At 37.3% G+C, this 24,848-nt stretch carries 22 protein-coding genes and 1 tRNA gene; 7 read left to right on the top strand and 16 right to left on the bottom strand.

Features of this window, described 5'->3' with window-relative positions; genetic code table 11:
* Window positions 1-8: 8 nt before the first annotated feature.
* Together ybeY and ACZ5L8_RS13825 are read right to left on the bottom strand one after the other, a co-directional pair.
* Window positions 9-419, bottom strand: coding sequence for an rRNA maturation RNase YbeY (gene ybeY / locus ACZ5L8_RS13830; protein ID WP_464438269.1), 411 nt, complete (start codon window positions 417-419; stop codon window positions 9-11).
* Window positions 412-3,798 carry a hypothetical protein gene (locus tag ACZ5L8_RS13825; protein ID WP_464438268.1) on the bottom strand — a complete coding sequence of 1,129 codons (3,387 nt, stop codon included), beginning with the start codon at window positions 3,796-3,798 and terminating at the stop codon, window positions 412-414. The genes ybeY and ACZ5L8_RS13825 overlap by 8 nt, the downstream gene beginning before the upstream one ends.
* 153 nt (window positions 3,799-3,951) lie before the next feature.
* Here ACZ5L8_RS13825 and gltX point away from each other — a divergent pair, with 153 nt between their 5' ends.
* Window positions 3,952-5,466: a glutamate--tRNA ligase gene (gltX, locus tag ACZ5L8_RS13820; RefSeq protein ID WP_464438267.1), complete on the top strand. Its 1,515-nt coding sequence runs from the start codon at window positions 3,952-3,954 to the stop codon at window positions 5,464-5,466.
* A 141-nt stretch (window positions 5,467-5,607) separates the two neighbouring features.
* Window positions 5,608-6,603, top strand: a complete 996-nt coding sequence (locus ACZ5L8_RS13815) for an SPFH domain-containing protein (protein WP_464438266.1) — start codon at window positions 5,608-5,610, stop codon at window positions 6,601-6,603.
* Window positions 6,604-6,660: 57 nt separating this feature from the next.
* Here the strand turns inward: ACZ5L8_RS13815 and ACZ5L8_RS13810 are convergent, their stop codons facing one another.
* From ACZ5L8_RS13810 to ACZ5L8_RS13795, 4 genes are all read right to left on the bottom strand, one after another.
* A complete protein-coding gene (locus ACZ5L8_RS13810; RefSeq protein WP_462600065.1) occupies window positions 6,661-6,927 on the bottom strand; it encodes a DUF6327 family protein in 267 nt (88 codons plus the stop codon).
* Window positions 6,914-7,348 carry a phage holin family protein gene (locus ACZ5L8_RS13805; protein ID WP_464438265.1) on the bottom strand — a complete coding sequence of 145 codons (435 nt, stop codon included), beginning with the start codon at window positions 7,346-7,348 and terminating at the stop codon, window positions 6,914-6,916. The genes ACZ5L8_RS13810 and ACZ5L8_RS13805 overlap by 14 nt, the downstream gene beginning before the upstream one ends.
* Window positions 7,349-7,368: 20 nt before the next feature.
* Entirely contained in the window at window positions 7,369-7,749 is a 381-nt protein-coding gene (locus tag ACZ5L8_RS13800; protein WP_462600067.1) for a YtxH domain-containing protein, read from the bottom strand.
* A 141-nt stretch (window positions 7,750-7,890) separates the two neighbouring features.
* Window positions 7,891-9,918, bottom strand: coding sequence for a glutamine--tRNA ligase/YqeY domain fusion protein (locus tag ACZ5L8_RS13795; RefSeq protein WP_464438264.1), 2,028 nt, complete (start codon window positions 9,916-9,918; stop codon window positions 7,891-7,893).
* Between the two features lie 102 nt (window positions 9,919-10,020).
* Between ACZ5L8_RS13795 and folB the strand changes: the two genes are divergently transcribed.
* Window positions 10,021-10,377: a dihydroneopterin aldolase gene (gene folB / locus ACZ5L8_RS13790; protein WP_464438263.1), complete on the top strand. Its 357-nt coding sequence runs from the start codon at window positions 10,021-10,023 to the stop codon at window positions 10,375-10,377.
* A gap of 50 nt (window positions 10,378-10,427) precedes the next feature.
* Window positions 10,428-10,498, top strand: a tRNA-Cys gene (locus ACZ5L8_RS13785).
* Between the two features lie 41 nt (window positions 10,499-10,539).
* On the opposite strand, the gene ACZ5L8_RS13780 is transcribed toward ACZ5L8_RS13785, so the two are convergent.
* The 3 genes from ACZ5L8_RS13780 to rnr form a co-directional block, all read right to left on the bottom strand.
* Window positions 10,540-11,262: a LysE family translocator gene (locus ACZ5L8_RS13780; RefSeq protein WP_464438262.1), complete on the bottom strand. Its 723-nt coding sequence runs from the start codon at window positions 11,260-11,262 to the stop codon at window positions 10,540-10,542.
* 48 nt (window positions 11,263-11,310) lie between these two features.
* Window positions 11,311-11,982 carry a head GIN domain-containing protein gene (locus ACZ5L8_RS13775; protein WP_464438261.1) on the bottom strand — a complete coding sequence of 224 codons (672 nt, stop codon included), beginning with the start codon at window positions 11,980-11,982 and terminating at the stop codon, window positions 11,311-11,313.
* 69 nt (window positions 11,983-12,051) lie between these two features.
* Entirely contained in the window at window positions 12,052-14,256 is a 2,205-nt protein-coding gene (gene rnr / locus ACZ5L8_RS13770; protein ID WP_464438260.1) for a ribonuclease R, read from the bottom strand.
* A gap of 902 nt (window positions 14,257-15,158) precedes the next feature.
* Here rnr and rpiB point away from each other — a divergent pair.
* Genes rpiB through ACZ5L8_RS13755 form a run of 3 tightly spaced genes read left to right on the top strand, consistent with a single transcriptional unit; the run spans window position 15,159 to window position 16,957 of the window.
* On the top strand, window positions 15,159-15,590 hold the full coding sequence (gene rpiB / locus ACZ5L8_RS13765) for a ribose 5-phosphate isomerase B (RefSeq protein WP_464438259.1): 432 nt from the start codon (window positions 15,159-15,161) through the stop codon (window positions 15,588-15,590).
* Window positions 15,591-16,514, top strand: coding sequence for a cation diffusion facilitator family transporter (locus ACZ5L8_RS13760; protein ID WP_464438258.1), 924 nt, complete (start codon window positions 15,591-15,593; stop codon window positions 16,512-16,514).
* Window positions 16,514-16,957 (top strand): GNAT family N-acetyltransferase, encoded by a 444-nt coding sequence (locus ACZ5L8_RS13755; protein ID WP_464438257.1) that lies wholly within the window; start codon window positions 16,514-16,516, stop codon window positions 16,955-16,957. The genes ACZ5L8_RS13760 and ACZ5L8_RS13755 overlap by 1 nt, the downstream gene beginning before the upstream one ends.
* A gap of 51 nt (window positions 16,958-17,008) precedes the next feature.
* Here the strand turns inward: ACZ5L8_RS13755 and ACZ5L8_RS13750 are convergent, their stop codons facing one another.
* The 7 genes from ACZ5L8_RS13750 to ACZ5L8_RS13720 all read right to left on the bottom strand — a co-directional run bounded on the left by ACZ5L8_RS13750 (window position 17,009) and on the right by ACZ5L8_RS13720 (window position 24,822).
* Window positions 17,009-17,389: a hypothetical protein gene (locus ACZ5L8_RS13750; protein WP_464440962.1), complete on the bottom strand. Its 381-nt coding sequence runs from the start codon at window positions 17,387-17,389 to the stop codon at window positions 17,009-17,011.
* A 103-nt stretch (window positions 17,390-17,492) separates the two neighbouring features.
* The gene (locus ACZ5L8_RS13745; RefSeq protein ID WP_464438256.1) at window positions 17,493-19,118 is read right to left on the bottom strand and encodes a S41 family peptidase; all 1,626 of its coding nucleotides are present in this window, start codon (window positions 19,116-19,118) and stop codon (window positions 17,493-17,495) included.
* Between the two features lie 12 nt (window positions 19,119-19,130).
* Window positions 19,131-19,949, bottom strand: a complete 819-nt coding sequence (locus tag ACZ5L8_RS13740) for a DUF4349 domain-containing protein (protein WP_464438255.1) — start codon at window positions 19,947-19,949, stop codon at window positions 19,131-19,133.
* Window positions 19,950-19,964: 15 nt separating this feature from the next.
* A complete protein-coding gene (rnpA, locus tag ACZ5L8_RS13735; protein ID WP_464438254.1) occupies window positions 19,965-20,354 on the bottom strand; it encodes a ribonuclease P protein component in 390 nt (129 codons plus the stop codon).
* Window positions 20,355-20,444: 90 nt separating this feature from the next.
* Window positions 20,445-22,274 carry a M1 family metallopeptidase gene (locus ACZ5L8_RS13730; RefSeq protein WP_464438253.1) on the bottom strand — a complete coding sequence of 610 codons (1,830 nt, stop codon included), beginning with the start codon at window positions 22,272-22,274 and terminating at the stop codon, window positions 20,445-20,447.
* A 6-nt stretch (window positions 22,275-22,280) separates the two neighbouring features.
* Window positions 22,281-23,945 (bottom strand): S8 family peptidase, encoded by a 1,665-nt coding sequence (locus ACZ5L8_RS13725; protein ID WP_464438252.1) that lies wholly within the window; start codon window positions 23,943-23,945, stop codon window positions 22,281-22,283.
* Window positions 23,946-23,961: 16 nt separating this feature from the next.
* Entirely contained in the window at window positions 23,962-24,822 is an 861-nt protein-coding gene (locus ACZ5L8_RS13720; protein ID WP_464438251.1) for an MBL fold metallo-hydrolase, read from the bottom strand.
* Between the last annotated feature and the right edge of the window lie 26 nt (window positions 24,823-24,848).

Below are 24,848 nucleotides of genomic sequence, written 5' to 3'. Positions count from 1 at the left end.
TTAAAAAACTAAGATTGAATACTTAAATATTCATTCTCTTTAGCACGCATTAACTGCGCTTCTTCTTCAGATTTGTCTTTGTATCCACACAAATGCAAAACGCCGTGAACTAAAACTCTCTTCAATTCATGAAGAAAATCTACAGAAAATTCAGCCGCATTTTCCTCTACTCTATCTGTACTGATATAAATTTCACCGGCGATTATATTGTCTTGACTGTAGTCAAAAGTTATAATATCTGTGTAAGTATCATGATCTAAAAACTTCTGATTTATATCCAGAAGATATTCGTCAGAACAAAAAACATAACCTAATTCACCTACTTGAAAACCTTCTGCAGAAGCTACCTTCTCCAACCAATCTGAAATAATTGCTTCGTTAGGAACCTCAAAGTCATTCTGACTACTAAACTCAATCATCTTTTTTACTAAAATACTGTTGAACCTTAAGTTTAAAATTACTCTGTAAAGGAAGATTATCTCGATTCAGAATTTCTTTATTATTGAAATACTCGGCGGCTTGTGGACTGAAATCTACAGGCTCATCTTCATAAACGTCATAATTAGTTCTCGCAGTTCTATTATTATCTTCTCCTTGTTCGTTTTCGGCATCTTTTAATTTCATTAATTGATGCTGAATATTATTCAATCTATTTCTACTCTCAGAATTAAGCCCATTCTCTAAAAGATCATTTTCCGCCTGTTCCATTTCTTGTAACAAATTACCAGCCTCTTCTCTTAGATCATTATCCTCAATATAATCTTCTAATTGCTTTCTGATCTCTTGTTGCTGCTTATATATTTCAAACAGTTCTTCCATTTGTTGTTCAGAGATTCCGTCGCCACTATTACCTGCAGAACCTTGACCATCTTTACCTTGTTGACCAGTTTTGTTTCCGGGAGAATCTCCTCCTTCTTTATCACCTTTTCCTTTACCAGAATTGTTCTCATCTGATTCCTTTTCGGCTTGAGCGCCTTTACCTAATTTATCATTAATTTCTTGTTGGGACATTATGATATCACTCAACTGCTGACCTTGACCTTGGCCAGACTGACCCGGTGTAGGTTTACCAGAACCACTCTTACCCATCTGCATCATCTGGTTGTTCATGTTGTCTAAAACATCAGACAATAATTCTGCCAACGTGTTTGCGCCGGTGACCACATATTGCTGTCTCCCAACACCCGGTCCAACACGATTTTCAGAAAGATCTTCGATGGCCTTGTTAATATAGAAATCAACATTAGTCAACTGTGAATTTATGATCTCTTCTATGTCGGGTTGGCGTAAAGAAAGCGCAAATAAACTATCGTCTATATGCTCAAAATTCTCTTTAAGTTCACCTTGCTGAATTAAATTTGAAGAATACTTAGGATTGCGATTGTCCATCGTTTTGAACTTATCCATAAGTTTCTCTTCTTGAAAAGAAAACTCTAAAAGATTATCCAAAATCTGACGAAGCATATTCGCATCTTCCTGCAATTTCTTACCACTAGATTGCATCATTTGAGCAGACATCTGACTGCTAAGTTTCTTCATTTTTGCGCCAGCCTGCTTTTGCTTTTTCTGTGCGTCCTGCTGTTGCTGTTGAGAAGAATCTTGTTGTTCACTATCCTCAAGCATTTCTTCAGCATCACGTTGATCCTCTTTAATTGATTCTTGTAACGGAACATCTTCTGGAATTTCCATAGGTGCTGAAAGATCCTCGCTCTCTTTCTTAAGTTCGTTTAATTCCTTTTCTAACTTCTTAAATTCTTCATTGATCATCTTCTGCTCTAATGAAGAATTTTTCTCTTTATCATTTGCAAGATCCTCTTGCTTCTGACCTAAATCTTTCATGTCTTTACCTATGCGCTCAATTTTTTTCTGTAGGTAAAAACGCTTAGTCAATTCTACAAGTTGTTTTAAACTGCGTTTAGAATTACTGTTCTGTTTTGACAATTCATCAAGCTTCTCACTAAGCTCTTCTTTGTTCATTTTATCTTGTAATTCCTTCAAATCTTCTAACAACTCTTCACGTTGTTTTAAAACATCTTCATTTTCTATAAGACGTTCTTGAAGAATATCATTTGTGATATCCTTTTGATCTGGTTGTTTATTAAAATCTTCTAGATTCTTACGCAAGTTTTGAGAAAACTCACGCATCATTTTATCTTGTTGTTTTTGTCTTTCGAGAAAAGATTTCAGCCTTTGTCTATCGTTATAATTAAGGTCTGACTTCTCCTTCTGAAGATCCTTGAGTTTATCAAGTTCTAGAGATTGTTTGTCAAACTTCTTTACAGATTGATCTAGGCCAGAAATAGATTTTTGTTGTTGCTGCAATTGCTGTTGCTGCAACTCATCTTGCGATAATTTCTTGTAATTAAATGTCTCACTCCTACTCGTCTTAAATCCATGAATAGCATCATTATCTGCAACCTGAAAATAATACGAATAAGAAACACCTTCTTGAAGCGGTAAATTGCCAGGAAATGCGTTTACAAAATTATAAACAGTTGATTTAGTGATATCTATACTCTCTGATATAGTATTTTGTTTATCATTTTCAGGGAAATAAACCAACTTTAAACTTCTAAGTCCGTAATCGTCATATACTTTGCCATAGTGATAGTTTTGTAAACCATCCACGGTATCCTTTTTCATTTCGATTTCTATCTCAGGAAATGCATCGGCAATAGTTCTTACTTCATAATTCAGCGATTCGTAACGCTGCAAAGATTCGTTGCTTGTAGTAATACTGTATGGCGTGTTTTTGTAAACATTTCGCGAAAGCGTAAAACCAATATTTTCTTTTGTAAAAGCCAGCGTTGTATCTCTAGAGATCCACTCAATATTTGAAGTTTCGAGAGCTTCTAATTCCCAACTGATTTTCGTGCCTTCGGGTACAATGATATTACCAGAATTTTCAACAGTCTCATTCAATTTACCAGTGTGCGCAGGATAATTTAAATGCATTAAAAAACTAGAAACAAACGGCGTCTTGATTACCTTAAGCGTATACGGTCTGGAAGTTACATCATTTGCAGTGAAATAAAATTCCATGTCATTTTCAGGACGCTCAATGGTGTATGTAAATCTCCCGGTGCTATTCTTTTTCATAAAGAATTGGCTTTCGCCAAAATGAATCTGAGCACCATCAGGAATTTGTGAACCTTCAGTATTTACTTCTATGGTAAACTTCTGCCCTTCTAAAGCGGTTAAACTATCTGTAACCACAAAAAACGAAAATGGCGCTGGTAGTTCATAAGCCGTTTTATAATTCACAACGCGATCATAACTGTTACCAAAAGCAGTAGAATCTGTCGAAAAATTAACGATCAAAAAAATAATTACTGGGATCAACAACCATTTTAAATACTTACCATTCTTCTTATAATTTACAGCCAGAGAAAATGGGATAGGCTCTAGTTCTTTGCTTCGCTGTTTAATACTTGCAAGAGCAAGATCAGAATTGGCATTGCTTTGCAATTGCAGCGTGTTGATCAATTTATCACTCACCTCAGGAAAATGATCACCTATCATCACAGATGCCTGATTGATGTCAATACCTTTAGTAAGTTTAAAAAGTCTGGCAAGCGGCAAGCAAATAAATCGCACAAAAAGCAAAGTCTCTACAGCCACATAAGACCAGAACAAAACAGCGCGGCCAGCAGGATTAAGCCAAAGAAAATATTCAATAACAAGTGTTATCAAAAAGTAACTAACACCTATTGCAACAAAAAATATGAGACCACGCAACAATTCGTTAGTGTAATACTTGCGTATAAATCCCTCAATTTTTTGCTCCAGCCTACTCATTTATAATAACTTCTATGTACGATTACAGTTACAGAACTAAAACTACAAATTAATAGTATACCACTGCACTGCAAATTTAGTCTTAACAAACCACCTATTTATTACAAGCTTACCACAAAACTTTATCTTTGCACTCTTAATAAAAACAAGATTATGGCTCAGGATGTAAGAGTGCGATTTGCCCCCAGCCCTACGGGACCACTTCACATAGGTGGCGTACGTACTGCTTTATACAACTACCTTTTTGCAAAAAAACTAGGCGGAACATTTGTGTTGCGTATAGAAGATACAGATCAAAATAGATATGTAGAAGGTGCAGAACAATACATAATTGATGCACTAAACTGGTGCAACATTCCTTATGACGAGGGTCCTGGTAAAGAAGGTGGTTATGGTCCTTATCGCCAGAGTGAGCGCAAGAATAAGTATAAGGCTTTCGCCGAAAAGCTGATAGAAACAAACAATGCTTACTATGCATTTGACACGGCAGAATCGCTAGATGAAAAACGCAAAGAAGCAGAAGAAAAAGGTGAAACCTTTATATACAATTGGCATAATCGAAACACGCTAGACAATTCATTAAATCTTTCTCAAGAAGAAACACAACAAAGAATTGACACTGGCGAAGAATATGTGATACGTTTTAAATCACCACAAAACGAAAGACTTTTTCTACAAGACATCATCCGCGGATCTATGGAAATAGATACAAACATCCTTGATGATAAAGTACTTTTTAAAGCAGATGGTATGCCTACATATCATTTAGCAAACATTGTTGATGATCATTTAATGGAGATCTCTCATGTAATTCGTGGTGAAGAATGGTTACCATCCATGGCTTTGCATGTTCTTTTATACAGAGCTTTTGGTTGGGATGCGCCACAATTTGCTCATCTTCCGTTGATCATGAAGCCAGTGGGAAAAGGAAAATTAAGCAAACGTGATGGTGATAAAATGGGATTCCCTGTTTTTCCATTGCAATGGAAAGATCCTAAAACCGGCGATATTTCTACAGGTTACAGAGAAGATGGCTATTTACCACAAGCCGTTGTTAACTTCCTTGCATTCTTAGGTTGGAATCCAGGAACTGAAAAAGAAGTGTACACTTTAGCAGAACTTGTACAAGACTTTGATCTTGAAAAAGTACATAAAGGCGGAGCAAAATTTGATCCTGAAAAGACAAAATGGTTCCAGCAGCAGCATCTGCAAATGCTAGACGAACCTACGATCACTAAAGCATTCTTAGATTATCTTGAAGAAAAAGACATCACAGAATCTGATACGTATGTGGCTAAAGTGGTTCACCTAATTAAAGAAAGAGCAGTTTTTGTAGCAGATCTTTGGGATAGCGGTAATTTCTTTTTTGAGCGACCTACAACATACGATGATAAAGCTGCAAAAAAAGCCTGGAAAGAAGATACCGGTGATCTTATGACAGAACTTACTGAGGTTATTAACAACATCGATGATTTTTCTGCAGAAAATTTAGCAGCCGTTGTAAAACCATGGATCCAAGAAAAAGGTGTTGGTTTTGGTAAAGTAATGCAACCTTTAAGACTAAGCCTTGTGGGCGAAATGAAAGGTCCAGATGTTTTTGAGATCATGTCATTAATTGGCAAATCAAAAACGCTTGAACGTTTACGTTTTGCGATCCAGACATTGTAGCTTTCGCCGAAAGGCATAAAAATATAAAACCTCACAGCATTAACGTTGTGAGGTTTTTTTATGTAACAAAATCTGTTTTTCACATACATATACGGTAGATTTTTACTTAAATTGATTATCAATCTATAAACCATCATAACCATGACAGAATATTTATTATACGTAGTTGCATTTTTTGCGATCGTCTTGTTGTTCTCCTCTTTCTTTATCGTGAAACAACAAACGGCTGCAGTAATTGAACGCTTAGGAAAATTTACAAGCGTGAGAAATTCTGGTCTGCAAATGAAAATACCGATCATAGATCGCGTTGCCGGCCGTGTGAATCTTAGAATCCAACAGTTGGACGTAATTGTTGAAACAAAAACAAAAGATGATGTATTTGTTAGACTTAAAATTTCGGTGCAATTCCAGGTGGTTAAACTTGCAGTTTATGATGCTTTTTATAAACTAGAAAGTCCACAAGATCAAATCACTTCTTACGTTTTTGACGTGGTGCGTGCAGAAGTGCCAAAGATGAAACTTGATGACGTTTTTGAACGTAAAGATGATATCGCAATTGCTGTAAAAGGCGAACTTAATGAAGCGATGACGGATTATGGTTATGACATCATTAAAACGCTTGTAACAGACATTGATCCTGATATGCAGGTAAAAGCTGCTATGAACCGTATTAATGCCGCTGAGCGCGAAAAAGTAGCTGCTGAGTATGAAGCAGAGGCAGAACGTATTAAGATCGTTGCAAAAGCGCGTGCAGAGGCCGAGAGTAAGCGTTTACAAGGTCAAGGTATCGCAGATCAGCGTCGTGAGATCGCTCGTGGTCTTGAAGAAAGTGTTGATGTTCTTAACAACGTAGGTATTAATTCTCAAGAAGCTTCTGCTTTGATCGTTGTTACACAGCATTATGATACGCTGCAAAGCATCGGTGAAGAAACAAATACTAATCTTATTTTGTTACCTAACAATCCACAAGCTGGTAGCGACATGCTAAACAATATGATCGCAAGTTTTGTAGCTTCTAATAAGATAGGTGAAGAAATGAAAAAGCAAAACGAGAAAAACGGTATCGCACCAAAGAAAAAATCACCTAAATCTAGAGGTGGTTATGACGATGATGTGAATATTGATGATACTATATAAAATAAGAAAAGCGGCCTTGTAGGGCCGCTTTTTTGCTTTTGGCTTTAAGCCAAAAAACTATTTCTTCTCTTCTAACTTAGCATCTGCCTCTTTAGTTTTATTTACCTTTTTAACACGAGTAACGCCTAAGATGGTATTTACCGCCTTTACTACAAATGCACGTTCTGCGATAGAACCGGTAAGATTTGCAATAAATGCCACTGGAGACAGTGTTTTTTTAATTTCATGAACATCTAGTTTGATCTGCTCTCTATCAATTTGATTTTGAAGCTTCTTGATCTGTAGATCTCTATCTATTTCTTCAAAATTACTATAAGACTTCATGCTGTGATTCTGTAGATTGTTCAATATGATTTAATTGTTGCTCCTTTTTCTTAACGCTGTTAAGTTCATCATTCATTTTAAAGAATGACTCAGAGGTTTTCTCAAGGATAAGCTTTTGAATAAATGGTTTTCCTACAGCCATAAAGATGATAAGAACAACAAAGTAAAAAGCAGCTACAATAAAGAATCCTGCGCTTTCATTATCCATCGCTTCACCGATCATGATCGCTGCAGCAATTGATAAAAAGGCAAGAAAAATCAAAAAAATGACGCCCATGATAACCATGTTCGTCACATTTATAACTGATTTTACACCCTTTTTAAATATGAACAGTTTGTAGTATTCTACAGTGCTGTCTATATATGTTTTAACATCGTTAGAAAGAGTGTCAATCTTATCTGATACTTTTTGAAAAGCCATTAACTATAGTTCTATTCGGTTTATACAGAAGCTGGTTTTGGTTTTACAGTTTCAGTTTTAACCTCTTGCTCTGCTTTGTGGGCTAACTTAGCGTTCTTTTCTCTTAGTTCTTCAAGTTTCTTCTCCATCGCTAAGATCACATCGTCAGCTTTTTCGCTAGCAGCGCTAAGAGTAGCTTCTAATTTTTTATCAAAGGTTTTCTTTGCATGAGAAGCAGACTCGCTTAAACTTTGAGAAGTTTCTTTAACCTGCTGGTCAAATTTCTTCTTAGCATCCTTTGCTCCTTTTGCAATTTTCTTTCTTGTTTTATCTCCACTTTCTGGAGCGTATAATAAACCTAGTCCTGCACCTATTGCAGCACCAGTGATTAAAGCTAAAATTGTATTTCCTGTTTTAGACATGGTGATTGTTTTTTAAAATGAGTAACCGTTTAATTGAATCTCAAAGATATGGGAGTACTCTGGCAATCTCCGTTAATAACCGGTTAATAAAATGATTATCAACCTTAAATAAATGCTAAAACTCTACAATTAAAACCTGATCTACAGAGAATCTAACGATTCTATCAACAAGTGATTACCAGATTCTTTGATCTTGCTAAAAAATTCTTCTACCTCAGGAGCATGTTTATCTGCTTTATCCAGGCTTATTAAAACCTTTAAAGTTTCAAGCGTGGCAAGTAAGGTTCCTACCTTTTTAGCCGAAGTTTCAAATAAAGGTTGTAATTCTTCATAATCTACCTCTTTTGCCCAGTTCTGGATGTTTGCGATGGCATTTAAGCGCTTTTCATCAGGAAGTTGACCTAGCTTCTTCCCTACTTTCTTTATTTCGCTTAAAGCGGAAATATTGTGCTGAGGAGCTTGCTTTTTTGGTTGCTGCTTAGGAGCCTCGCTTTTTGAAGCCATTTTTGCCCAAGTATCACGAAGACCCACCGTACGATTGAAAACTAACTTATCTGCAGTGCTGTCTTTATCAACATTAAAATAACCCATACGTTGAAACTGAAACTCTTCCATAGGTTTTGCTTCTGCCAGCGATGGTTCAAGATAACCGGTGATCACTTCTAGAGAATTAGGATTTAAGAAATCCATATAATCTTTTTCTTTATCACCATCTGGTGCTTCATGGCTAAAGAGACGATCATACAATCTTACTTCTGCCTCTACTGCATGTTTTGTACTCACCCAATGCAGCGTTCCCTTTACCTTGCGCATGCTAGCTTCTGTACCACTACCGCTACGAGAATCTGGATCATAAGTACAATGAATGGTTGTGATATTACCATTCTCATCTTTCTCTACAGACTCACCTTTAATGATGTATGCATTCTTTAAACGCACTTCTTTACCTAGCGTTAAACGGAAGTATTTTCTATTTGCTTCTTCTTTAAAATCGTCTCGCTCTATGTACAATTCTTTGCTAAAAGGAACTTGTCTGAATCCTGCAGCATCATCTTCAGGATTATTTTCTGCTTCTAGCCACTCTTCTTCTCCTTCTGGATAATTATCTATTACTAGTTTTACAGGATCTAGAACAGCCATAACTCGTGGTGCCGTCTTGTTAAGATCTTCACGCACATGAAACTCTAATAAAGAAACATCTATAACATTATCACGTTTTGCAACGCCCACTGCATCTATAAAGTTTCTTATTGCCGTAGGTGTATATCCTCTTCTTCTTATACCAGAAATAGTAGGCATTCTAGGATCGTCCCAACCGGTTACAATACCTTCTTGCACAAGTTTTAAAAGCTTGCGCTTACTCATTATCGTATAACTCAAGTTAAGACGAGCAAACTCGCGTTGTTTTGGCTTTAAGCCACCTTCATAAACTTCATCTTTAAACCAATCATACAATTCGCGATGCGGTTTAAATTCTAGCGAGCATAAACTGTGACTCACTTGTTCTACATAATCGCTCTCACCATGCGCCCAGTCATACATTGGGTAAACGCACCATTCATTACCTGTGCGGTGATGTGCTTTATGCATAACGCGATACATTATAGGATCACGCATCAACATATTAGGAGATTGCATATCTATTTTTGCACGAAGCACGTGAACTCCTTCTGGAAAATCACCATTCTTCATTTGCTCAAAAAGCTCTAGATTTTCTTCTAAGCTGCGATCGCGAAAAGGACTATTACTTCCTGGCTCTGTAGGTGTTCCCTTTTGTTCTGCCATGGCTTCGCTAGATTGAGAATCTACATAAGCCTTACCTTCTTTGATCAATTTAATAGCCCAGTCATACAACTTCTGGAAATAATCTGAAGAGTAACAAACCTTATCCCATTTAAATCCTAACCAGGCGATATCTTCCTGGATAGCATCTACATATTCTTGTTCTTCTTTACTAGGGTTTGTATCGTCAAAACGTAAATTAACCGGCGCATTATACTTCTCACCTAGCCCAAAGTTTATACAAATAGCCTTACAATGGCCTATGTGTAAATACCCATTAGGTTCTGGTGGAAATCTAAAACGTAGATCATCTACTTTATAATCGTTTGAAAGATCTTCTTCTACAATCTGCTCTAAGAAATTAAGAGGCTTATATTCTTCTGCCATAACTTGTTGTTATAAGCGGTAAAATTACTAAAAATAGCCTTGGACGAACACCGCATTAATAGCTATTTATTTAGAAGTCTAATAGCGTTATCTTTGCCCCTCATGGGAACAATAAAACTTAACGATATCAGGGTTTATGCCTATCATGGTTGCCTGATAGAAGAAGGTCAAATAGGCTCTGAATACAGAGTTGATCTTACCGTAAAAGCAGATTTACACGAGCCATCTATCACAGATAATCTAGAAGATACTGTAGATTATGTGCATCTTAATAAAATAGTGAAAGAAGAAATGGCGATACGCAGCAAATTGTTAGAAACTGTTTGTAGACGTGTATTAGACAGGGCTTTCGCCGAAATAGACCAGCTTACAGAAGCGACTGTAGAGGTAAGTAAAATCAATCCGCCGATAGGTGGAGATGTGGGTTCTGTGAGCGTATCTATGAGCAAAAGTAGATAAGGGCTTTGATAACCGAAGAATTTGCGTAAATTTGCCCACCTAATAAAAAGGGTGTCGTGGCCGAGTGGCTAGGCAGTGGTCTGCAACACCACGTACAGCGGTTCGAATCCGCTCGACACCTCAAAAAAAGAAAGCTTCCTTTATCGGGAAGCTTTTTTTGTTTTAAACAGAATCGTCTGTTATGTGAATTTTTTGATATTCGCTGAGCTCTGGTGTTACTTCTTCTAACTTGTCTTCAAGTTTATTGAGCTCTGAAGGAAACAATCCTTTAAAAATAAATATCGCTCCAAAAACGATCATCGCTATGCTTATTCCTTTTTTGAAAATCATGATACGTTTTGGCGTAAGCCTACTCCTTAAACGCTTTGCTAATAATATTTTAAAGACATCTATGGTAAGATAGGTTAATAAAATAAAGGCAAAGAAAAAGAAAATACGTTCTGGATCCATGTCTAATGTAGGTCCTGCAAAAAGCAACATTCCTAACCAAAAACCCAGTACACCGATGTTAATAAAGTTGAGCAAAAAGCCCTTAAGCATCATGCCTAGATAATTGCGCTTACTCATAATTACCGTGGGATGTTGTGTATCGTCTACCGGTAATTTATTTGCTTTGAGATAAGAGATTATGCCATAAGTAGCGAGTAACATACCGCCAAAAATGAATAATCCTGGATCATCTTTAATGTTTACAAGTATCCTATTTGTACTAAAATAAGCGATGCAGATGAAGCAAATATCTGCAGTAATAACGCCAATATCAAAGATCAAAGCAGCTCTAAAACCCTTTAATGCAGCAGTTTCTAGCAGAACGAAGAAAACGGGTCCTACCATAAACGCTAATAAAAAACCTAAAGGAATTGCAGCTGAAAGATCCTGAAGCATGCGAGAAATTAAGTATTTCTCACAAAGTTAGCTAAAATGTGTTCAATATTAACGCATCTCTTTAACCTTCCCGCCAATGAATTTATTTTGACGTATCTCTTGCGGATGACCATAAACATAAACATCACCGCCAGCACGAATCTTAATATCGGCTAGTTTTGAAGCGTTAATATCTGCTTCTCCCCCAGCCTGAATTCTAATATTTGTGGTTTCGGTTTCAAAATCCTTACCCATAAAAATACCGCCGGTGTTTAGCTCTATGTTTTGTGTTGTTGCATTACCATTTGCTTGTATCATGCCACCGGTAACAGCTCTAAGATTTACTTCTTTTACATTAAGACCAGCATTTACACGAGCGCCTTCTTGCGTGCGAATCTCGATCTCATCTTGTTCTATAAGTTCGTTTGCAATAATTAGTGAACCTTCGTTGCCATCTATGATATCAAGACCTTTATAATGCACTTCTACAAAGGTTTTATCACCGTCAAAACTGTTTTCAATTTCCATTCTGATCTTTAGAATACCATCTTTGTTAACAATGACGATATCATCTATATCCTGACCAGATAGAACGACTTTATTCTCATCGCTCTTTACAAGTTTAACGGTCATTCTATCATACACTTTAACTTCATTAAAATCTCCTACTTCTTGAGTTCTGGGATTTTGGGCTATAGCCAAAGTTGTAATAAAAAATATAAGTAGTGCAAATGGTTTCATGGTAAGATCTTTAAATCGTTTAATGTAATGACAATGAAAATATTGCAGTGTTACAGCAGTTTTAAAGAATCAGTTTTCTACTTCTTGTTTTGTTCCTACTAAAGTGAAGTCTAGATGTTTCTTCACAAGATCTGCTTCTTTCACTTTTACATACACTTCATCTCCTAACGTGATGACATGTTTTGTATTGCGTCCCACAATGGCAAACTGTTCTGGATCAAAATCGTAATGATCGCCTTTGATTTCGCGTAAGCGTATCATGCCCTCACATTTATTATCAATGATCTCAACATAAATTCCCCACTCTGTAACTCCAGAAATTACCCCCAAGAAAGTCTCATCTTTATGGTCTTGCATAAACTTAACTTGCATGTATTTTATAGAGTCTCTTTCGGCGCTTGTAGCGAAATATTCTTGATCGCTACTGTGTTTACATTTATCTGAATATTCTTCTTCGTTTGCAGATTTACCACCATCAAGATAATGTTGTAAAAGTCTGTGAACCATTACATCTGGATATCTACGAATGGGCGAAGTAAAGTGTGTATAATAATCAAAAGCTAGCCCATAATGGCCTATGTTATCTGTGCTATACACCGCTTTACTCATCGTTCTTACGGCAAGTGTATCTATAAGGTTTTGCTCTTTTTTACCTACAACTTCTGTAAGTAAATTGTTCAGCGAACTGGTTACAGATTTTCGGTCTTTTAAATTCATTTTGTACCCAAAACGACCAGCAATATTTTGAAGCGCTGCTAATTTTTCGTCATTAGGTTCATCGTGAATACGATAAACAAATGTCTTTTTAGGATCTTGTTTACCAATGAATTCTGCTACTTTTCTGTTTGCGAGAAGCATGAACTCTTCTATGAGTTTATTAGCGTCTTTTGAAGTTTTGAAGTACACTCCGGTAGGCTCATTGTTGTCATCCAGATTGAATTTTACTTCAACTTTGTCAAAGGAGATCGCACCGTGCGCCATGCGTTCATTACGCAGGATTTTTGCCAATCTATCAAGTTCTAAAGTAGCTTCAACAATGGCGGGATCTGCTTCATATTCTTTCCCCGTAAGGGAAATATCTGCAGGAATAATACCATTACCAGACTCAATGATTTGCTGTGCTTCTTCATAAGCAAAACGCGCGTCGCTGTAGGTTACCGTTCTACCAAACCATTGATCTTTAACCTTAGCGTTTTTCTTATCTATCTCAAAAACAGCAGAGAAAGTATATTTTTCTTCATTGGGTCGCAGTGAACAAGCATTGTTTGAAAGTACTTCTGGCAGCATAGGCACTACTCTATCTACAAGATAAATTGATGTTGCTCGCTCATAAGCCTCATCATCTAGAATACTTCCTGGCTGTAAATAATGCGAAACATCTGCAATGTGAATTCCTACTTCGTAGTTACCATTTTCAAGGGTTTTAAAACTCAATGCATCATCAAAGTCTTTAGCATCTGCAGGGTCAATGGTAAAGGTTAGCGTATCACGCATATCTCTACGTTTTGCAATTTCTTCTGGTTGTATCGTAGTATCCAGATTATTTGCAAATTTCTCTACCTCATGCGGAAACTCTGTAGGCAAGCCATATTGCGCTAAGATGGAGAAAATTTCAGTATTATGTTCGCCAGGTTTACCTAGCACTTTTAAAACTTTACCGAAGGGTGAATCGGCCTTTTCTGGCCAGTCTTCAATTTTTACTAATACTTTATCACCATCTTCTGCATCGCCTATTTTCTTGATAGGGACAAAAATGTCTGTGTACATTTTACCCTCGTTAGACGTATTAACAAAAGCAAAATTCTTCTGTATTTGTATTACACCTACAAACTCTTCTGTTTTGCGTTTAAGAACTTTAACTACCTCACCTTCATGCTTCTTGCTACGGCGTTGTTTGTAAATAAAGACTTCTACCTCATCACCATTAAGCGCTCTATTCATGCCAGAAGCGGGAATGTAAATATCATTTTCCATCCCTTCTACGATCACATAACCTCCACCTCTTGAAGAAACATCCATGATCCCTTTGTGATAATTGCGATTATCCTCAAAGCTATATTGACCTCTACCTTTTTCTTCAATTTGTTTTTTTGCAGCCAGTTGAGTGAGTTCTTTTACGATCTGGTTACGACTATTAGGATCGTTAACCTGAAGCTTTGCAGCGATCTGTTTATGGTTAAAACTCTTCCCAGCATCCTTCTGTAAGATTTGAAGGATCTTTTTTGAGAGACCTGCAATTTTACTAGTAGCCCTTCTTCTTTTCTTTCTTGGCATTAAGTTCTTTATATATTTTGGGTTAAAATTAGTTGTATTCCTTGAGAAGCGATCGTTTTAAGAGTTAAGTTTTGCTTATAAGATATTTTGGCTGTAGCCAAAACGTTAAAACATTTAACACTTAAAGATTTGATTATCTTAAATCTTTCTTAATTTTGCAGTATCAAAAGCATCTTAGTTTTTGATTTGCAACACTTTGAAAGAGATGAAATTCACTCTCAACAGATCGAAGTTTTTTACACTACTCTTCGTTATGATCTTCATAACAGGACTTCTGCTTGTCATACTACACATCAACAGCTCTTTTGACAAAGCGACACTTCATTACATTCCTACAGTTAAGACTATCTAAGGCTTCACAACGTTTTTCAGTTTTACACACTTATTACAGTTTTCAACAGTATTAATAATATACATTTTTTCTTTTTAAAAATTTTAAATAAAAATGATGACTATTATAGCTTGTGAATAGCGGTATAACTTTGTGCAGTAAAATTTGTTTTTTGCCTTATCACCTTTTACTAACACTTATTCACAATTCTTTAAGAGTTATTAGAAAATGAAAATGAGCTAATTATATTTCTTGATTAACAATTGTTAATAACCCTAATTGACGGTTTATTATTGAAAACTTACTTATCAACGTTATTAAAAATTGACTTGTTCATTGCTTAAATCTGTGTAAGAATTTTGTTGAATTTACTTTTTGATATCTCATAAAATAAACCAGATTGTAAATTTTTCTGAGAAATCAAATTTTCATTTTCACTTTTTGATGACCAGTTATTCACACCCATGTTAACTACTTGTTGACTACTCTAAAATTTGACTGTCTTTTTCACTTAAAACATTAACTACGCAGATAACGATACGTACCTTTGTATATATAAACAATTCACGTTATGAAAATAGCTATAGGTAATGATCACGCCGGTGTAGAGTACAAAGAAGCGATTGTAAAACACCTAGAAGATAAAGGTCACGAAGTTACAAACTTTGGTACAGATACTTTAGAAAGTGCAGATTATGCAGACTTTATTCATCCAGTGGCCACAGCCGTTGAAGATAAAAAAGTAGATTTAGGTATCATTATATGTGGTAGTGGTAACGGTGCGAATATGACAGCAAATAAACATCAAGCCATTCGATCTGCATTATGCTGGACAAAAGAGATCACTGCCTTAGCTCGTGAACATAATGATGCAAACATATTAAGTATACCAGCGCGTTTTACTGCAAAAGAACAAGTGCTTGAGATGGTAGATACGTTCTTAACAACAGAATTTGCTGGCGGGCGTCATGAACGTCGTCTCAATAAAATACCTTGCATGTAAATGGGTCACGACCATCATCATCATCACGGTATAGGACACTCTCATGGTCATGATCGCAGTGGTAAGAATCTATTATTTTCAATAGGTCTTAATATAATTATCACTGCATCTCAGATTGTTGGGGGATTAATTTCTGGTAGTTTATCATTACTATCAGACGCGTTGCATAATTTTAGTGATGTTCTATCGCTTATCGTGAGTTATATCGCTGTCATATTTTCAAAAAAGGCGGCTTCGCCGCATAGAACATTTGGTTACAAACGTGCCGAGATCATCGCTGCCTTCGTGAACGCTGCAACTTTAATGATAGTTGCGGTAATATTAATAAAGGAAGCAATTACAAGATTCTCAGAACCACAAGCAATTGAGTCTTCTCTTGTGATCTGGTTATCAATATTAGGTATCGCTGCAAATGGTTTAAGTGTTTTATTACTTAAGGCAGACAGTAAATCTAATATGAATATGAAGTCAGCTTATCTGCACTTATTAACAGATATGATGGCTTCTGTAGCTGTACTCATTGGTGGATTGTTGATGAAGTTTTTTCAGATTTACTGGATAGACAGTTTATTAACCGTTGGTATTGCTATCTATTTAATAATCATGGGTTACGGACTTTTAAAATCTTCATTTAAAGTCCTCATGTTATTCACACCAGATGATATTGAAATTGAAAAAATAGTGGAAAGCGTAAAAACCATTCCCGGTTTAAAGAATATGCACCACATACACATCTGGCAACTTAACGAAGACGAGATTCATCTAGAGGCACACGTAGATTTTCAAAATGATATCTTGCTTTCAGAATTTGATGAAAAACTGGTAGAAATAGAGAACAAGGTGAAGGAATTTGGTATCAACCATATCAATATTCAACCAGAATTTGAGAAGCCAGATAATAAAGAAGTTATCGTACAAGATTAATGGAATTTGTAGTAAAAACTTATGATGAGCTCACAAAAGATGAGCTTTATGATCTACTTCAGTTGCGTGCTGAGGTTTTTGTGGTAGAACAAGATTGCCCATATCAAGATGTTGATGGCAAGGATAAAAAAGCGCTGCATGTTTTGGCTTACGCCAAAGATACGCTAGCTGCCTACACGCGCATTTTTGCACCCGGCGATTATTTTGAAAGGTCTAGCATAGGCCGCGTCGTGGTCAAAGAATCACAGCGTAAGAATAAATTTGGCTACAGCCTAATGAACAAATCCATTGAGGTTATCAACAATCATTATGGTAATGTTGAAATTGAAATTTCAGCTCAGGAATATTTAAAAATATTCTACACATCTTTAGGGTTTGATCAAGTGGGAGAAGGCTATCTTGAAGATAATATCCCGCATATTAGGATGATAAGAAATAAATAAAAAATCCCGGCTTAGGCCGGGATCTATATATAATTTTAAAAAGCTTTTTAGTTAAATCTTTATCAGCTTCTTATCTTCTAGATTTATAGCACTTAACATCTCGTTAGTGAATTTGTAATGACCACGAGTAGTCACGATCTTAAATCTAAACTTCTTCATATCACTTAAAATATCTAGAAACATCCACTTTGATTTCAACAAATTGGGTTTCTTAGATTTTAAGCTAACTTCAAAAATATGTTTCTCGCCATCTCGATCGGCAACAATATCTGGCGTAATGGTAACTTTGCTGCCGCGTTTGATATACGATTTTGGAGTCTCGAAGCCGTCAACATCTGCTCTGATGTTTTCATATCCCCTCTCCTCCAAATACGCTATCGTCTCGGTCAAAAAATCTGTGTTCTTTTCTGTATCCTTATCAATAGTAACCATAAATCCCAAGATAGAGAATTGATTTTCTAATAGTTATAATATTAAGTTAAAGCCCTTGTAATCAAAGTTAAAATCAATATCTTCTCCTTTTTTCTTTTTCAATTTAAGGTTTAAGGATTTTCTTATATCGCGCAGGATCATTTAGCACATCTACACCTTCTGCGATCTCTTTGTTGTTTTGCAATTGATACTTATACAAACCATCACGGTAGAAATAGCGTTTTATAAGTTCGTCGCTAATAATGCCTGTGATTTCTTCTTCTTTCTCATCTAATTCAGCCTTTTTAAGCGCATCTATTTTACTTGTCAATGCACTGTAATCACTACTTATTTCAGATTTTAATCCATCTTTTTCAGCATTGATCAAAGCTTCTTCTAGCGATTTTTCAGTTGCGGTTTTGTAATCAAAAGAAGTAGTATTTAAATAATTCTTAAACGCTTCGTAGTCGCTTTCGCGAAAGCTAAACTGATCTAAACTCTCTAGTGAATGGTTGTAGTAATACTGCGTAGCATAATCAAAAATCGCTCGCTCGCCAAGCAATGCCTGTGTAACAGCGCTTAGTTTTGCAGATTCAACTTCAATATCTGGGAAAATTCCGCCGCCGTCATACACCTTGCGTCCATTTGCAGTGTTGAACTCGTTATAATCTTCAACATCTGTGCGCACAGCGTTGCCTTGCTCATCGCGATGCCAATAATCCAAAGCTTGGATACAACGACCGCTAGGCGTGTAATAACGCGAGATCGTGATCTTAGCCTGTGTACCGTAGGTCAATTTCTTAGGTCTTTGTACTAAACCTTTACCAAAGCTTCTCGCACCCACGATCACCGCGCGATCATAATCTTGCAGCGATCCAGAAACGATCTCACTAGCTGATGCGCTGCGACCGTTTATTAAAACCACTAACGGAATGTTCTCATCCAGCGGTTCATTCTCTGTATAATATTCACGGTTGTATTTCTCGATCACAGATTTTGTAGTTGTGATGAGTTTGCCTTTCGGCAAAAAGAGATTGCTTACGTTAATTGCTTCTGTGAGTAAACCACCGGGATTGCCGCGCAGGTCTAGAATTATTTTTTTTGCCCCTTGATCTTTTAATTCTTTTACGGCAGCTGCAGTTTCTGATGATGCTTTTTTGTTGAATTTTGAAAGAACAACGTATCCTATGTCATTTCGTGTAAGCGCAAAAAACGGCACAGCGTTTACATCAATTTCTTCTCTTTTTAAGGTTGTGGTTTGAGATTTACCTTGTCTTAGATATGTAACACTTACTGAAGTTCCCGGAGCTCCTTGAAGCAAATCTCCCGCATCTTCTTCAAAATCTGATAAGGTTACATCGCCAACTTTTATAATCTCGTCTCCGGCCTTTAAACCGGCATTGTCTGCAGGATAATTTTTGTAAACCTCCACAAGCGTGATCTTACCCTCTTTTGTGTGTACAGATGCGCCAATGCCGGTGTATTCGCCAGTATTATTTATTCTGGCGTCTTCTACCTCCTGCTCTGTCCAGTAATTTGTATACGGATCCAGATCATCTAGCATTCCCTTGATCGCGCTATCCATAAGTTGCGCTGGGTTTACCTCATCAACATAATTCATGTTGATCTCTTTAAAGAGCGTTGTGAAGATCTCTATTTGTTTTGCGATCTCAAAAAAATCGCTTTTAAAACTTACAGTGGTAAAAAGCAATACACCAGCGGCAAGTATTGTAATTATTCTCTTTTTCATGCGGGGCTATTTTTATGCATTTTGTTTTTTGCGCTTACGCCAAATTCTGAATAGAAAGATAGCAAGAAACAACAAGATAAAGAACGGCCATAAATAAACCAGACCCACGAAGAATGTTGAAAGACCATTCCACCCGCCTTTAAAAGCATTGCTTAGTTCGCTGCCATAAGAAACAGAAGTGTTTGTCTGAATGATCTCTCTATAAAAATAAATGTTGATCGTGCTGTATGAAACTTGACTTCGCAGGTAGTTCAATCGTCCTTGGCGCGCTTCAATTTCTTCTCTGATCTTAGAAAGCTCTGCCTCTATCTCAAGGATTTCTTTAACATTTTTTGCTTTATCAAGTAAAGCGATGTAACGATTTTCAAGTTCTCTTTTGGCTTTAAGCCTAGCTTCAAGATCTACAAATTCTTCTGTAACGTCTTGACGGCTTATTGTTTTTTCGTCAAAATATTCAACGCCATCTGCAATCGCATCTAGCAACTGCTGAAAGTTTGTAGTAGGAACACGCACTTGCAAACGGTGATATGTAGAATTGTAGCTTTTACCAGAATTATCATCCTGTATGTATCCTTTTGTAGCGCTTACCGCATCAAGAATTCGCTTTTGCGTCGCGCTGAGGTCTGCCGTTTCAAATCTTAGATTAGCTGTTTTAATGATCTTTTGCTCAATGGCTTGTGCATTGTTTTCTTGATCAGGAACTGGTGGCGGCGGAGTATTCATTTCCATTTTTGCAATAGGCGCAGACTCCATTATTGCAACATCACTCTCGCTGCTGCCTGATGAGCAAGCGAGAAACATGGTCATAAAAAACCAGCTAAAAATTTTCATATTGGCGTGTTTAGGTTATTGTTCTTCTAGTAGAGACTGCGCTTCATTGAAACGTGTAGCAATTTTTTGCATTGCTTTTTCAATTTCGCTATAAGGCAATTCTTCTCTACCTGTATAGATAAACATAAACGCAAAAGTTGCGCCATTTGTTTGAAAATCGATCTTATTTTTTCGGTAAGCTTCTCGCATGAGGCGTTTTATACGGTTGCGAGTAACGGCAAGTTTGTAATTTCTTTTTGAGACAGATACGCCAGCTTGTATGTTTATGTGCAATTCTGTGAGTGGCGCTTCCGCGAAAATAAGCAGCAATGGATAGCCTTTTACCTTCTTACCATTTGCAAAAAGGTGTTCTATGAGTTTCTGGCTTTTAAGCTTTTCTTGCTTAGGAAATCCCTGTGTTTTCAAAGTTGTGGAATGTGTGGGCAAATATAGGGTAATAAAAAAAGCCCCTGCTATGGCAAGGGCTTTTTGAGACTTTTGGCGAAAGCCAAATAATTATTTTGCTTCCCAGCTGTTGTTGTCTTTATTGATGTCTGCAAGATATTGCTTCTTGTCAATGATCATGCTTTTTACCTCTGCTAGAGGTTTATCAATTGTCAACGTATATGTAGGATATGCCCATGGCCAGTCTGCTTCTACAGTTCGCTCACCAGTTGCTGGCTTCTCACCACGCATAGCGCGCAATGGGATGTAGTATAAGTCTTCGCTACCATCTGCATTTGTTACATAAAGATCTATAGGCATAGGCATAAGCCCGATGCGCTCTAACGTAACTTGGGTTTTACCATCTACTTCTTCTACACTCTTAATACCATAATCTATGGTGTTTGTAGTTTGCGTCCAGTCCACAAGATACCAGTCTAACTGTAATCCTGAAACCTTCTCTGCTTCACGTTTAAAGTCGTTAGGCGTAGGGTGTTTAAAATGCCAGTCGTTATAATAACGCTTTAAGGTTTTTGCAAGGTTCTCCTCGCCTATCACATAACCTAATTGCGCTAAGAAAACAGCACCTTTAGAGTATGCAGAAGCCCCATAAGCAGCGTTAAATTGATAACGGTCTGCATAGGTAGTTTGCGGTTGCTCTACTCCACTTGTTGCAAGACGAAAATAGCTACCATAACTACCACCATGTGGATTTTCTTTACCATCACCCATGATCTGGTTTTCAGCTTCTGTTGAGATGTATGTGGTAAAACCTTCATCCATCCACTCGTGCTTAGCCTCGTTTGTAGCCATCAAGAATTGAAACCAAGTGTGTGCAAATTCGTGAGCTGTTACACCTACTAAACTTCCATAGCTGCGCTCACCAGTGATCAAAGTACACATTGCATACTCCATACCACCGTCACCACCTTGAATAACGCTGTATTGTTTGTAAGGATACGGCCCTACATGTTTATTGTAGAACGCTAGAAGCTCAGCAGTTTTTGGCTGAAGTTTCTTCCAGTTTTCTTTGATCTTAGGATTGTCTTTGTAGAAAAAGTGTAGCGTTACACCATTTTCTCCAGGATACGTATCGTGAATAAATTCTGGATCTGCTGCCCATGTAAAGTCATGCACGTTAGGCGCTTTAAAGTGCCATGTGTACTTTCCTTTTTTAGGTTTCTTAGGCTTTGAACCTTCTTCACCATAACCATGACCTATGTCGTCAGGATTTTGAAGATATCCTGTACCACCCAATGTGTAGTCAGAATCTATAGTGATCTTAACATCAAAGTCTCCCCAAACGCCGTGAAACTCACGAGCGATATATGGATCTGCATGCCAACCTTCAAAGTCATACTCAGCTAACTTAGGATACCATTGTGTCATGCTAAGCGCTACGCCTTCTGCGTTGTTGCGACCACTACGACGAATTTGAACAGGAACTTGCCCGTTAAATTCCATGTTGAATTTTGTGCTTTTTCCTGGTAAAATAGGCTCATCTAATTGTACTTCAAGTACAGTACCTTCTACATGATAGTCTAGTTTTTTACCGTCTTGCTCAAGGCTGTTTACCTTAAGAAAACCTATCTCATCTGGACTTAATTTGCTGATACGATCTCTTACACGACCATCAGGATCTTTAATGTTCAAAGAACGCACATCCATCTCGCTTCCTGGTTGAAAAGCGTTAAAATACAGATGATAAAAAACCTGATGTAAGGTGTCAGGAGAATTGTTTGTATACTCTAATTCCTGCGTACCTGTGTAGTTGTAATCTTCGACGTTCATGTCAACTTCCATGGTATAATCCACGTGTTGTTGCCAGTAGTCTTTATTGTTTTGGGCTTTCGCCGAAAGGCTAATCGCGCAAAGCGTAAGAATGCTTAAAAATAATCTCATTGTTTATTATTGATTTTGAGCTGAAAGTTCAGCCATTTTAAAGGCGTTATACATATTTACCATTTTTCCAGATTTTGAGATCTCTGAGAATTTGCGTGTAGTATCTGGGTCTCCGCCCAAAATTACTGTCATGTTAGACGTTGTACCACTTTGCATCAAGATCTCTTTGATCTGCTTAGCGCTAAATTGTGGAAAATACCCACGAAGCATCGCCGCAACACCGGCAACTTCTGGCGCAGCCATTGATGTACCTTGTAAGAATCTGTATTTATTTTCTGGAGTTGTAGACCAGATCTCCATTCCTGGTGCAAATACATCTACGTTAGATTTACCGTAGTTAGAAAATGGAGCAACAAGGTCACCGCTATAAACATCGTTAAGTGCACCTATGGTAATCACATTGTCCGCAAATTCTATGTTATCTGCTAATTGATCATTAGGGTAAACAGTTTTACCACCATCTAGATCATACGCCTCGTTACCTGCAGCATTTACGATAAGCACATCTTTTTTAGCAGCATATTTGATCGCATCATAAACCCACTCTGGATTTTGAGAATAGTATTTACCAAAGCTTGTGTTGATCACTTTTGCACCGTTATCTACTGCATAACGTAGAGCAAGAGCGATGTCTTTGTCACGCTCATCACCATCTGGTACTGCGCGCACGGTCATGATCTTAACGTTATTTGCTACACCATTTGCGCCTATACCATTGTTGCGTTCTGCAGCGATAATACCAGCTACGTGTGTACCGTGTAACGCACCTTCTGGAGTAGGACCTACAACATTATTGTTACCATAATCTGTATCGTTAATATCATCTGGATCATCGCCTACAACGTCGCGGTAATGACCATCAAGATTAAGATTATCATTCACACGGCTAGTAAGATCTACAATACCTTCGTTAATAGACTCAAGAAACTCTGGAATGCTATCTTCATACTCAAACATCTGCATTAAGCCGTTTTTTGCCTGTTGCATCATGGGCTCTGTGAATTGCTGAGCGGCAAGTTCTTCTTTTGTGTAATCTTCTTTACCTAGTTTAGAAGAAACCATCTGGTGTGCTTGCTCTACAAATTGTACGATTTGCTGGTACTGCTGTAGTTGCTGAGAATATTTTTCATAATCCTCATCATATTCTTTTCTAGCTCGCTTATATGTAGCGAACATTTCTTTTTGTTTTGCAGGGATTTGATCTAAAGTCTTCCCTTTAAAAATAGGTTCATACTTCTGTATGATCCTAGACATCTCCAGCTGTTCTGCTTCAACATCTCCTAAGAAATTCCAGCCGTGAACATCATCGATGTAACCATTTTTATCATCGTCAATTCCGTTATTAGGAATCTCATCTTCATTGGTCCAAAGTACACCATCAAGGTCTTCGTGGTTAATATCTACACCACTATCAACAACGCCTACAATTACGGTTCGACCTTTTTTATTTTTAATGATTTCGGCGTAAGCCTTATCAACACTCATCCCAGGAATTGTGTCCTGCACAAGATCCTGAAAGTCCCAGGATTTTAATTGATCTTCACTAAGTTCTGCAACTTTAGTAGGAACAGCATCTACATTTTCTGTTTGTACCTGCACTAAGGGCGCGCTGGTATTACAGCTATGTAATGCAAAAGCAGCAAGTAATGCTGCTGGGATCATTCTTTTCATATAATCTATTCGTTGTTTAATTAATAATGTCTTCTATCTCAAAGCGTTCTTTGAGACGCACGCCTTTTTCTGTGTTTTGCACAGTGATTATTGGGTTGTGTGCATCGTGCTCTAGCCAAAGGTAATACCCTTCTTCTGCAGCTTTAGATAGAAATTTTTCTTTTTCGTTTAACGTAAGCAAAGGTCTGGTGTCATACCCCATCACGTATGGTAATGGTAAGTGACCTGCTGTAGGAAGCAAGTCTGCAGCAAAAACGATGGTCTTGCCTTTGTACGTAATATGCGGGATCATTTGCTTATCTGTATGACCATCAACAAATAGAATGCCGAAATCGAGTTCGCTGCTACTTACAAAGTCTGTTGAAGGTTTTGATACAAAATGCAATTGTCCACTTTCTTCAATGGGTAGAATATTTTCTTTTAGGAAAGATGCTTTTTCTCTGGCATTAGGGTTTACAGCCCAATCCCAGTGATCTTTGTTGCTCCAGTATTTTGCGTTTTTAAAAACGGTTTGTGGAGTTTTCCCGTCTTTTTTCCACTCTACGGCACCGCCGCTGTGGTCAAAATGTAAGTGGGTGAGAAAGACATCTGTAATATCTTCTGGCGAAAACCCTTTCGCTTTAAGCGAACTCTTAAGATCAAAATCTCCCCAAAGTGAGTAATAGCCAAAAAATTTATCACTCTGTTTATCGCCCATGCCGGTGTCTAGCAGTATGAGTCTGTCGCCGTCTTCTATAAGCAGGCAACGTGCGGCGATATCTATTAAGTTGTTATTATCAGCGGGATTTGTTCTGGACCAGAGTGATTTAGGTGCCACTCCGAACATGGCTCCACCGTCCAGTTTAAAATTTCCCGCTTCAATGGCGTGAATGTGCATAAATAAGAATCAGGTCTTGCAAGTTA

The sequence above is a fragment of the Leeuwenhoekiella obamensis genome (assembly GCF_055391795.1).
The sequence above is the reverse complement of the archived record's forward strand: the minus strand, read 5'-3'. Positions and strand labels throughout refer to the sequence as shown.